The following is a 12,079-nucleotide window of genomic DNA, read 5'->3' as shown; positions in this document are numbered from 1 at the left end:
GCCGCCGCCGGCCCGATGCCCCGCCGCCGTCCGCCGCGGCGCCGGACAGCGTCCCTGCCGCCGTCCGTTCCGGCGCCGCACGACCGGCCCGCACCCGTCCGAGCGGCCCCTCCCGCGCGGTGCGCCACGGCGGCGCGGCGCGGGCCCGGTCCGGGCCGCAGCGGCCGGACCCGTCCCCGCCGACTCCGCCTTCCGGAGGGCGCCCCGGGCCGCCCCGCCGTCCGGCCCGCGGCGGGGACTCGCACCGCTGTTCCTCCCGGGGCCTCGGGTGCCGGGGTGCCCCGGGCCGGCCGCTGCCGACCGGGGGCGGTGAACCCCGGCCGGGATCGGGGGCGGTGAACCCCGGTCCCGGCCGCAGCGGGCGAATCCGCCGAATCCGCCCCCGGTGACCTGCACGGGAACCGGGAGTGCCCCGAGAAGGCCCCTGGTGCCCGTCTGCCGCCCTGAGCCGCCGCCCCGGACACCCTGTGCGCCTGCCGGGCCGTACGGGCGCGGGGGGCCGGTTCCCGGTCCGTGGCGGGGGATCGTGCGTTCGCGCGTGACCGGGGTCCGGGGCATCCCGTCCGTGCGGCCGGTTCCGCACCGTCCCGCACCGGGCCGGTCATGCCCGTCCCGCCCCGTCCCGCCCCGTCCCTTCCCGTCCCCCCGAACGGGGCCGGTCCCGCCCCGTTCCGCGCGGTGCGCTCCCGGTGCTGCCGTGGTCGCCGGAGGTGTCGGGGCGGCGCCCGTGGTGCCCGCGCCCCCGGGAGGAGCCCCGCGCTCCGGGTGTGCGGGGTGTGCGGACGGGGTGTGCGGAGCGACAGAGTTCCGGCGGGGATTCTGTGCGGATGCCGCACATGACGGAGTCCCCTCCGGGAGCGATAGCCTGGTGGCGTGATCAGCGCGATAGCTCGCGGGGGCACTGTCGCCCCTGCCCCGCGCCCGGAGCGCACGGAACACATCCGTGACCGGGCGGCGGTCGCTGGTCCCCAAGGGCGGGACGGGGTGCCGAGGGCCCCCGGACGGCCGCCGCGGACCCCCCGGACGGTGACGGCGAGAGCGATGTCACACTCCGGGGGAGCGGCGACATCGGCCGATATGCCCCCGCTCATCCCGCCGAGCGGCATAGCGTCGGAACGGACCGGACACCCCGTGTTCCGGCACCGCGCCGCGGGGCCGGAGACCGTACTTCCATCTACGTCGTGCAATGGCGCGCGACAGGAGCCAGAGGACAATGCAGACCAAGCTGGACGAAGCCAAGGCCGAGCTGCTCGAACGGGCCGCGCGGGTAGCTGAGAACAGCCCGGTCGGGGGGCACCTACCGACTGGGACGACGGACGAGGCCACTCCGGGCGGCACCCCGGACTACGCATCCGTGTTCGCGTTCCTGAGGCGTTACTACCGGCACACCGCGCCGGAGGACCTCTCCGACCGCGACCCGGTCGACGTCTTCGGCGCGGCCGTCTCGCACTACCGGCTGGCGGAGAACCGCCCGCAGGGCACCGCCAACGTGCGGGTGCACACCCCGACGGTCGAGGAGAACGGCTGGACCTGCAGCCACTCCGTCGTCGAGGTGGTCACGGACGACATGCCGTTCCTGGTCGACTCGGTGACCAACGAGCTGACCCGCCAGGGCCGCGGCATCCACGTCGTCGTCCACCCGCAGATCGTGGTGCGGCGCGACGTCGCCGGCCGGCTGGTCGAGGTGCTCACCGATCCGCCGTCCGACGGCCTGCCGCACGACGCGCACGTCGAGTCCTGGATCCACGTCGAGATCGACCGGGAGACCGACCGCGGCGACCTGAAGCAGATCACCGCCGATCTGCTGCGCGTCCTCAACGACGTCCGCGAGGCCGTCGAGGACTGGGGCAAGATGCGCGCCGCGGCCGTCCGCATCGCGGACGGCCTGGTGGAGGAGCCCGCCCCCGGCGACCTCGCGCCGCAGGAGGCCGAGGAGGCCCGCGAGCTGCTGCGCTGGCTGGCCGACGACCACTTCACCTTCCTCGGCTACCGCGAGTACGAGCTCCGCGACGACGACTCCCTCGCCGCCGTCGCCGGCACCGGCCTCGGCATCCTGCGCTCCGACCCGCACCACGCGACCGACGAGAGCCACCCGGTCAGCCCGTCCTTCGAGCGGCTGCCCGCCGACGCCCGGGCCAAGGCCCGCGAGCACCGGCTGCTGGTGCTGACCAAGGCCAACAGCCGGGCCACCGTGCACCGGCCGTCGTACCTGGACTACGTCGGCGTCAAGAAGTTCGACGGACAGGGCAACGTCGTCGGCGAACGGCGCTTCCTCGGCCTGTTCTCCTCCGCCGCCTACACCGAGTCCGTCCGCCGGGTGCCGGTCATCCGGCGCAAGGTGGAGGAGGTGCTGCGCCGGGCCGGCTTCTCGCCCAACAGCCACGACGGCCGCGACCTGCTCCAGATCCTGGAGACGTACCCGCGCGACGAGCTGTTCCAGACCCCGGTCGACGAGCTGCAGGCCATCTCCACCTCGGTCCTCTACCTCCAGGAACGCCGCCGCCTGCGGCTCTACCTGCGTCAGGACGACTACGGCCGCTACTACTCGGCCCTCGTCTACCTCCCCCGGGACCGGTACACCACCGGCGTCCGGCTGCGGATCGTGGACATCCTCAAGGAGGAGCTGGGCGGCACCAACGTCGACTTCACCGCCTGGAACACCGAGTCGATCCTGTCCCGGCTGCACTTCGTGGTCCGGGTCCCGCAGGGCACCGAGCTGCCGCACCTGTCCGACGCCGACCGGGAGCGCATCGAGTCCCGCCTGGTCGCCGCCGCCCGGTCCTGGGCCGACGGCTTCGCCGAGGCGCTGCACGCCGAGTTCGGCGAGGAGCGCACCGCGGAGCTGCTGCGCCGCTACGGCGGTGCCTTCCCCGAGGGCTACAAGGCCGACCACGGGCCGCGCTCCGCGGTGGCCGACCTCGCGCACCTGGAGCGGCTCGACGAGGGCCACCCCTTCGCGCTGAGCCTGTACGAGCCGGTGGGCGCCGCGCCCGCCGAGCGCCGCTTCAAGATCTACCAGACGGGCGGCTCGGTCTCCCTCTCCAAGGTCCTGCCCGTCCTGAGCCGCCTCGGCGTCGAGGTCACCGACGAGCGGCCCTACGAGCTGCGCCGCTCCGACCGCACCACGGCGTGGATCTACGACTTCGGGCTGCGGATGCCCGAGCAGAAGGCCGGCGGCGCCGAGCACCTCGGCGCCGACGCCCGCGAGCGGTTCCAGGAGGCCTTCTCGGCCACCTGGACCGGCAAGGCGGAGAACGACGGCTTCAACGCCCTGGTGCTCAGCGCCGGGCTGACCTGGCGGCAGGCGATGGTGCTGCGCGCCTACGCCAAGTACCTCCGCCAGGCCGGTTCGACCTTCAGCCAGGACTACATGGAGGACACCCTCCGCGACAACGTCCACACCACCCGGCTCCTCGTCTCGCTGTTCGAGGCGCGGATGTCCCCGGAGCGGCAGGGCGCCGGGCACGAGATCGTGGACGCCCTGCTGGAGGAGCTGGACGCGGCGCTCGACCAGGTCGCCTCGCTCGACGAGGACCGCATCCTGCGCTCCTTCCTCACCGTCATCAAGGCGACCCTGCGGACGAACTTCTTCCAGGAGTCCCGGGAGGGCGGCCCGCACGACTACGTCTCCATGAAGTTCGACCCGCGGGCCATCCCCGACCTGCCCGCGCCGCGCCCCGCGTTCGAGATCTGGGTGTACTCGCCGCGCGTCGAGGGCGTGCACCTGCGCTTCGGCAAGGTCGCCCGCGGCGGACTGCGCTGGTCGGACCGCCGGGAGGACTTCCGCACGGAGATCCTCGGCCTGGTCAAGGCGCAGATGGTGAAGAACACCGTCATCGTGCCGGTCGGCGCCAAGGGCGGCTTCGTCGCCAAGCAGCTCCCCGACCCGAACGCGGACCGGGACGCCTGGCTCGCCGAGGGCGTCGCCAGCTACCGCACCTTCATCTCGGCGCTGCTCGACATCACCGACAACATGGTGGCGGGCGAGGTCGTCCACCCGGCCGACGTGGTCCGCCACGACGAGGACGACACCTACCTCGTCGTCGCCGCCGACAAGGGCACCGCGAAGTTCTCCGACACCGCCAACGAGGTCGCGGAGTCCTACAACTTCTGGCTCGGGGACGCCTTCGCCTCCGGCGGCTCGGCCGGCTACGACCACAAGGGCATGGGCATCACCGCCCGCGGCGCCTGGGAGTCCGTGAAGCGGCACTTCCGGGAGCTGGGCGTGGACACCCAGAGCCAGGACTTCACGGTCGTCGGCATCGGCGACATGTCCGGTGACGTGTTCGGCAACGGCATGCTGCTCAGCGAGCACATCCGCCTGGTCGCCGCCTTCGACCACCGGCACATCTTCATCGACCCGACCCCGGACGCGGCCACCGCCCACGCCGAGCGGCGCCGCCTGTTCGAGCTGCCCCGCTCCTCCTGGGCCGACTACGACACCGACCTGCTCTCGGCCGGCGGCGGGGTCTTCCCGCGCTCGGCCAAGTCGATCCCGGTCAACGCCCACATCCGGGAGGCCCTGGGCCTCGAGGGCAAGGTCACCAAGATGACCCCGGCGGACCTGATGCGGGCCTGCCTGACGGCCCCGGTGGACCTGCTGTGGAACGGCGGCATCGGCACCTACGTCAAGGCGTCGACCGAGTCCAACGCCGACGTCGGCGACAAGGGCAACGACGCCATCCGCGTCGACGGCGGCAGCCTGCGCGCCCGGGTGGTGGGCGAGGGCGGCAACCTGGGCATGACCCAGCTCGGCCGCATCGAGTTCGCCCGCACCGGCGGCCGCATCAACACCGACGCCATCGACAACAGCGCGGGCGTGGACACCTCCGACCACGAGGTGAACATCAAGATCCTGCTGAACGGTCTCGTCAAGGACGGCGACATGACCGTCAAGCAGCGCAACAAGCTGCTCGCGCAGATGACCGACGAGGTCGGCGCGCTGGTCCTGCGCAACAACTACGCGCAGAACACGGCCATCGCCAACGCCCTGGCCCAGTCCCGGGAGATGGTCCACGCCCAGCAGCGCTTCATGCGCCACCTGGTCACCGAGGGCCACCTGGACCGCGCCCTGGAGTTCCTGCCCACCGACCGCCAGATCCGCGAGCGGCTGGCCGGCGGCCACGGCCTCACCGGCCCGGAGACGGCCGTCCTGCTGGCGTACACCAAGATCACGGTGGCCGAGGAGCTGCTGCGCACCTCGCTGCCCGACGACCCGTACCTGCGCACGCTGCTGCACGCCTACTTCCCGACGGCGCTGCGCCGGCAGTACACCGAGGCGATCGACGGGCATCCGCTGCGCCGTGAGATCACCACGACCGTCCTGGTCAACGACACGGTCAACACCGGCGGTACGACGTACCTGCACCGGATGCGCGAGGAGACCGGCGCCTCGCTGGAGGAGATCGTGCGGGCCCAGACCGCGGCGCGGGCGATCTTCCGCTCCGCCCCGGTGTGGGACGCGGTCGAGGCGCTCGACACCCGTGTCGACGCCGAGCTGCAGACCCGTATCCGGCTGCACTCGCGGCGGCTGGTCGAGCGGGGCACGCGCTGGCTGCTCAACAACCGGCCGCAGCCGCTGGAGCTGGCGGAGACGGTCGACTTCTTCGCCGAGCGCGTCGAGCAGGTCTGGAACAGGCTGCCGAAGCTGCTGCGCGGTGCCGCCGCCGCGTGGTACCAGCACCTGTACGACGAGCTGACCGGCGCCGGGGTCCCGGACGAGACGGCCACCCGGGTGGCCGGGTTCTCCTCGGCCTTCCCGACGCTGGACATCGTCTCGGTCGCCGACCGCATGGGCCGCGATCCGCTGGACGTCGCGGAGGTCTACTACGACCTCGCGGACCGGCTGAACATCACCAAGCTGATGGACCGGATCAGCGACCTGCCCCGCGACGACCGCTGGCAGTCCATGGCCCGCGCGGCGATCCGCGAGGACCTGTACGCGGCGCAGGCGGCGCTCACCGCCGACGTGCTGGCGGCCGGCGATCCGACGGCGACGCCGGAGGAGCGGTTCGCGGTCTGGGAGCGGAACAACGCGGCGATCCTGGGCCGGGCGCGCACCACCCTGGAGGAGATCCAGAACTCGGAGGAGTTCGACCTCTCCAACCTGTCGGTGGCCATGCGGACGATGCGGACGCTGCTGCGCACGCACTCCTGACGGCACCGCCGCGCGACCGCGCGGCACGCGCACGGGCGCCCCGGGTCCCTTCGGCCCGGGGCGCCCCCGTCGTTCCGGGACCCGCCCGGCCGCGGGCCCGCGCCCGGCACCGGCCGCCCGGCTCCGCCCTCCGGCACCCGGCCGTCGCCCCCGAGGGCGCACCGGACAGGCGGAGGAAACGGGACATCACGGATAAAGTGGCCGCGTGACCGGGCGCACCGCGACGACGCGCACCGCACCGCCGCGCGAAGGGGGCGCCGCGGTCCTTCCGGCGGCCGTCTGCCGGGCCGCCGTCGCGCTCGTCGTGCTCCTGCTGCTCCTGGTGGTGCTCGCGCTGCCGTGGGCCGGTGACCTGGGCATGCACGCGGCGACCGTGGAGCGGCTGCGGCACGGCCTCGCCCGTCCCGGCAGTCCGCTGGTGGACGCGGACGTGCCCAGCCCGTACTACTCGCCGTGGACCGTGCTGCTGGGCCTCCTCGCCCGGGTGAGCGGCTGGCAGGTCTTCACCGTGCTGCGGATCGGGGCGGTGGCCGGGCTGGCGCTGCTGGTGACGGGCGTGTGGCGGTACGTCCGCACGCTGAGCGACCGGCCCTCGGCGCCCCCGCTGGCCCTGCTCTGCCTGGTGCTGCTGTGGGGGACCGCGCCGGTCGACTGGAGCGGGTTCGCCGGGCTGCACTCCCTGGCGCTGACGGCCGCGTACCCGAGCGTGCTGGCGCTGGGCCTGGCCTTCCACTTCTGGGCGTGGCTGACCCGGGCGGTGCGGGAGCCGCCCGGGTGGGCGGCCTGGGCGGGGCTCGGGGTGCTGTGGGCGGTGATCGTGCTCTGCCACCAGTTCTCCGGCGTCGTCGCCTCGCTGGGCGCCCTGGCGACGCTGGTCGCGGCGCGGTGCGGGCGGCGGGTGTGGGCGCGGGCGGCGGCCGGGCTGGCGGCCGGGCTGGCGGTGCTGTGGGCCTGGCCGTACTACGACGTCTTCGCGCTGCTCGGGACGGACGGGCTGGACGCGGCCCACCGGTCGCTCTACCGGGACCCGGCCGGGCGGTACTGGCTGGTGCTGGTGGGGGTGGCGGCCCTGGCGCCGCGCCTGCGCCGGGACCGGCGGGACGTCCTGGTGGTGTTCTTCGCGCTGGGGGCGGCGGTGTTCGCGGCGGGCGGGCTGAGCGGCCACTGGTCGTGGGGGCGGGCGCTGCCCGCGGCCCTGGTCCCCGCGCAGCTCGCGGCGGCCCTGCTGGCCGCGGAGGCGGGGCACCGGTGGTGGTCGCGGCGGGGCCGGGAGCCGGCGGGCGCGCCGGCCGTCGCGGTGGGCGCGGTGGCGGCGGCGCTGGCGGTGGGGGCCTGGGCGCAGTCCGGGACGGTGGGGTACGTGACCGGGCCGCGGGCGCTGCCGCCGACGGTGCGGGAGAAGTACCGGGAGCCCTGGCGGGGGTACGGCTGGATCACCCCGTGGGTGCGGTACGGGGACGTGGTGATGGCGCGGACGGGCGCGGCCCGGCAGATCCCGGCCTACGGGGCGTACACGGTGGCGCCGGGGTACCCCGACGTGTTCCTCCCGGACGCGCCGGAGCGGGCGGAGGCGGTGCGCCGGTACTTCGCGCCGGGGACGGCGGCGGGGACCCGGCGGGCGGTGGAGCAGGCGTACGCGGTGCGGTGGGTGGTGGACCGGGGCGGGCTCCGGGGGGCGGAGGGCCTGCGCGAGGTGGCCCGGGGGCCGGACGGGGAGGTGCTGTACGGGGTGCCGGACGGGAGGTGAGCCGGGCACCCTCCCGGGTGCGCGCGGTGCGCGCGGTGCGCCCGGGAGGGTGCCCGGCGGCCCCGGGGCCCAGGGCGCGCCCCGTGGCGCCCGGCGCCCCCGGCCGGCCCGGTGTCAGCGCAGGGCCCGCGCGGCGAGCCGCACCGCCCGCTTCAGCCGGGGGTCGACGCGGCGGGCGAGCGGGGCGAGGGCCACCGGGACCGGGCCCGCAGGGTCCCAGCGGATCCGCAGGCGGTCCGGGTTGTGGCCCTCCGGGGAGACCGTGACCCGGTGCGGCACGAGGCCCGCGCGGTACGGGACGACGGCGGTCAGGGCCGGGAAGTCCGGCGGCGCCAGCAGGATGCCCTGGTGGGTGCGCCCCAGGTGGCGCAGGCGCAGCACCGGGTGGCGCGCCCCGGCGAAGCCCTGGAGCGGGAGCCGGGCCGCCGCCAGGTCGAGCAGGGCCGTCCCCTCGAAGACGCCGGGGCGCACCGGGTCCAGCCGGAGGACGGCGGTCAGGCGCCGCCCGCCGGGCGTGACGAGGAGGGTGGCGCGGCAGGGGCCGACCGGCAGCCGCAGCCCGGGGTCGTAGGTGCGCACCGCCAGGCGGAGCACGGCCCCGGGGCCGGGGTCGAGACCGGTGATCTCGTGGCGCAGCAGGGCGTCGAAGAAGGGGCGGCCGGTCAGGTCCAGGCCGGTCAGGTCCAGGTCCCGCCGGGCCTCCTCGGTGGCGGGCACCCCGTCGCCCCAGTAGACGCGGCCGTCCGGACCGGCCGTCACCCGGCGCGGGGCCACCGGGTGGCCCAGACCGCGCGCCGCGGTCCGGGCGTCCGACGGGCGGCGGTCGCGGACGAGCCGGAGCACCACGCGTTCGGCGCGCGGCAGCCGTTCGAAGGCGCCCGGGGAGAGCGTGTCCAGGTAGGGGGCCATGACGTCGGTGAAGGCGGCGATCCAGGCGTCGTCCCGGTGGGGCAGGTCACCGGCGTACATCCGGAAGTCGTGCTTGAGGAACTTGAAGTCCTTGTCCTCGCGCAGCGACCGGTGCCCGTTCTCGGCGAGGAAGGCGTCGATCAGCCGCTGGACGCGGACCCGGTCGCGGACGTTGGCGAGCCGGTCGCGCTGGTTGGAGATCGAGGCGGTGCGGGAGTCGGCGTAGGGGGCCACGTACCAGCGGTAGACCGGCTCCGGGACGATGGTGAAGGTCTTGGCCAGGCAGTACGCCCGCGCGGAGAACAACTGGTCCTCGTAGTGGATGCCCTCGGGGAAGCGCAGGGCGTGGCGGTCGAGGAAGGCGCGGGCGTACATCTTGCTGGTCGCCAGGTGCTCGAAGAGGAGCCGGGGGTCGTCGCCGATGCCGTCGAGGGTGCGGTGCTCGGCGACGAGGTGCGGCATCCAGGTGGTGCGCCGTCCGGTGTCCGTCCGCACCCGTTCGACGGCGCCCATCGCGAAGTCCAGGTCGCGGGCGCGGTGGGCGGCGAGCAGCACCTCCACGGCCCGCTCGGGCAGTTCGTCGTCGCTGTCGAGGAACATCAGGTACGGGGCCCGCGCGATCTCCAGGGCGCGGTTGCGCGGGGCGCTGCAGCCGCCGCTGTTCCCGGGCAGGCGCAGCAGGACGATCCGGGGGTCGCGGGCCGCCAGCTCCCGGGCGACCTCGGGGGTGGCGTCCGTGGAGTGGTCGTCGCTGATGATGATCTCCAGCCCGGCGTGGGTCTGGCGGCGCACCGACTCGACGGCCCTCGGGAGCCGCCCGGCGTCGTTGTGGACGATGACGGTGACGGTGACGTCCGGGAGGGGGCCGGGGCCGGCGGTGCCCGGCGCGGCGGGGGCGGTGGCGCGGGGGGCGGTGGCGTCCGGGGTCATGCGACCTCCTCGGGGCGGGGGGCCGGGGTGCGCTCCCCGAGGGGGAGCACCGGGGGCAGCGCCCGCTCGTCCTCGCCGAGGAAGACCCTGCGCACCACACGCTCGGCGGCGCGTCCGTCGTCGTACTCGCAGAACCGGCGGCGGAAGGCGGTGCGGGCCGCGGCGGCGGCCCCGTCGCGCCAGGCGTCCGTGGCGAGCAGTTCGGTCAGCTCGTCCTGGCCGCGGGCGACCGGGCCCGGCGCCCCGGCGGGCAGGTCGAAGTAGACGCCCCGGGTGGCGCGGTACGTCTCCCAGTCGTCGGCGTGGATCACGATGGGGCGGTCGAGGTTGGCGTAGTCGAACATGATCGACGAGTAGTCGGTGACCAGGACGTCGGCGGCCAGGCACAGGTCCTCGACCGGGTCGTAGGTGGAGACGTCGATGATCCGGCCGCCGGGGCGCGGGCGGGGCAGCGGGGTGTCGGCGGCGGCGTAGAAGTAGTGCCCGCGCACCAGCAGGACCGTTCCCTCGCCGAGCCCCTCCGCGAGGGCGGCCAGGTCCAGGCGCGGGGTCCAGCCCGCCTCGTAGTCGCGGTGCGTGGGCGCGTACAGCACCGCGCGGTGTCCGGGCGGGATGCCGAGCCGTTCGCGGACCGCGCGGACCTCGGCGGCCCCGGCGCGGTAGAACACGTCGTTGCGCGGATAGCCGTGGTCCAGGGAGGTGTAGCCGGACGGGTAGGCGCGCTCCCACACGCGGGTGGAGTGGCCGTTGGCGGAGACGCTGAAGTCCCACCGGTCGACGCGGTCCAGCAGCGCCCCGAAGTCCAGGCCCCGGGCGGCGGCCGGGTAGGGCATCTGGTCCAGGCCCATCCGCTTGAGCGGGGTGCCGTGGTGGGTCTGGAGGTGCACGGCGCCGGGGCGCTTGACCACCGAGTCCGGGAAGTTGACGTTGTTGACGAGATAGGCGGCGCGGCCCAGCACCTCGGCGTGCCGGCGGGTCCCGGGGACGACGTGGTCGGTGCCGGGCGGCAGCAGGGCCGTGTGCGCCGCGTCGACCACCCACACCGGGTGGACGTGGGGCGCGCGCCGGGCCAGTTCCGCGGCGATGGCCGCCGGGTTGCAGGCGGCGCCCCGGTCCCAGTACGCGGAGAAGACGGCGAGGCACGGGTCGAGGGGGGCGGTGAGCGCACGGCGGTAGCGGTGCTCGCGGCGCAGTGCGCCGGCCCGGCGCCGGGTGGCGCGCACCGCCGAACCGGCCCTGCGGCGCGCCCCGTTGGCGGTGCGCAGGGCCCGGTACTCGGCGTGGGCGTCCCGCTCCAGCAGGCTCCGGCGCAGGCCCTCGAAGCCGGCCGGGCCGCGGTGCCCCTCGGGGCGGTGGCGCCGGGCGGCGAGGGCGGCGCGGTGGAAGAACTCCCGGGCCTCGGGGCCCGGGGCCACGGTGCGGGCGAAGTGGCGCAGGCAGTCGTGGAGCATGAGGTCGTAGAGGGCGCCCCGGACGGCGGCGCGGTCCGGGACGAGGCCGAACAGGCGCTCGTAGCGGTCGACCGGGTCGCGGGGGAGCGCGGCGGCGGACGGCAGGCTCCGCGCGCGCGGCCGGTGCGCCTCGTGCAGCGCGTGGGGCAGACAGGCGACGCGGTCCGCGAGCAGCAGGGCGGCGAGCGCGGCGAACGGTTCGTCCTCGTCGGCCAGCGTCTGCGCGTGGGCGCGCCGGAAGGCGGCGCGCACGGCGCGGTTGCCGAGCGCCGGGGCGGTCCGCAGCAGGGCCGGGCGTTCGTCCAGGGCCAGGGCGTCGCGGCCCGCGCGGGCGAGGCGGGGGCCGTCGGGGGAGGGCAGGTCCCGGGCGTGCCAGGTGCTGCGGACGTGGTCGAAGAGAAGGACGTCGACGGCGTCGGGGAGGGCGGCGGCGTGCCCGGCCAGCGTGGCCGGGGCGCCGGGCGGCAGCCCGTCGTGGGCGTGGACGAAGTGCAGCCAGCGGCCCGTGGCCCGGGCCGCCCCCGCCGTGCGGGCCGCCGCGTCGCCGGTCCCCTCCGGGAGCGGCACCACGGTGAACGCCCCGCTGTGCGCCCCGGCCGCCTCCCGGGCCCGGTCCCCGACCGCCGCGACGACCACCTCGGTGCCGGGGGCGGGGTCGGCGGCCAGGGCGGCGAGCAGCGCGGGCAGCCGGTCACGGACGTCGGGGCCGTGGACGATGACGCTGAGTTCGGGGGTCTCGGGCATCGCGGTGCCCTCCTTCGCCGTCGTCGCTCCCGGCACTCCTGTTCGGCCATAGTGGCACCAATGGGGTGAAAACGGCGGGTGGAGGAGGCCGGACGGGGGAGAGCGCGTTTACACCCCCGCGCCTGGGCATCCGCCCCGGCG

General features: G+C 75.6%; 4 protein-coding genes. 2 read left to right on the top strand and 2 right to left on the bottom strand.

All coding sequences use genetic code 11. The features are described 5' to 3' along the window. The first annotated feature begins 1,213 nt into the window (after nt 1–1,213). Both ACZ7LB_RS07670 and ACZ7LB_RS07665 read left to right on the top strand, forming a co-directional pair. Complete coding sequence (locus tag ACZ7LB_RS07670) at nt 1,214–6,157, top strand: NAD-glutamate dehydrogenase (RefSeq protein ID WP_471466016.1); 4,944 nt, start codon at nt 1,214–1,216, stop codon at nt 6,155–6,157. A gap of 205 nt (nt 6,158–6,362) precedes the next feature. Next, the gene (locus tag ACZ7LB_RS07665) at nt 6,363–7,904 is read left to right on the top strand and encodes a hypothetical protein (RefSeq protein ID WP_471466015.1); all 1,542 of its coding nucleotides are present in this window, start codon (nt 6,363–6,365) and stop codon (nt 7,902–7,904) included. A 114-nt stretch (nt 7,905–8,018) separates the two neighbouring features. Here ACZ7LB_RS07665 and ACZ7LB_RS07660 read toward each other — a convergent pair whose 3' ends face one another. Beyond that, complete coding sequence (locus ACZ7LB_RS07660; RefSeq protein ID WP_471466013.1) at nt 8,019–9,743, bottom strand: glycosyltransferase family 2 protein; 1,725 nt, start codon at nt 9,741–9,743, stop codon at nt 8,019–8,021. Next, nucleotides 9,740–11,938 (bottom strand): CDP-glycerol glycerophosphotransferase family protein, encoded by a 2,199-nt coding sequence (locus ACZ7LB_RS07655; protein WP_471466011.1) that lies wholly within the window; start codon nt 11,936–11,938, stop codon nt 9,740–9,742. The genes ACZ7LB_RS07660 and ACZ7LB_RS07655 overlap by 4 nt, the downstream gene beginning before the upstream one ends. Nucleotides 11,939–12,079 lie beyond the last annotated feature (141 nt).

This window comes from Streptomyces sp. NPDC107521 (assembly GCF_055598485.1).
This window is presented reverse-complemented; position numbering and strand designations above follow the sequence as displayed.

Coding starts and splice junctions, on each gene's coding strand:
- ACZ7LB_RS07670 (WP_471466016.1), top strand. CDS start 1,214: ATGCAGACCAAGCTGGACGAAGCCAAGGCCGAGCTGCTCGAACGGGCC.
- ACZ7LB_RS07660 (WP_471466013.1), bottom strand. CDS start 9,743: ATGACCCCGGACGCCACCGCCCCCCGCGCCACCGCCCCCGCCGCGCCG.
- ACZ7LB_RS07655 (WP_471466011.1), bottom strand. CDS start 11,938: ATGCCCGAGACCCCCGAACTCAGCGTCATCGTCCACGGCCCCGACGTC.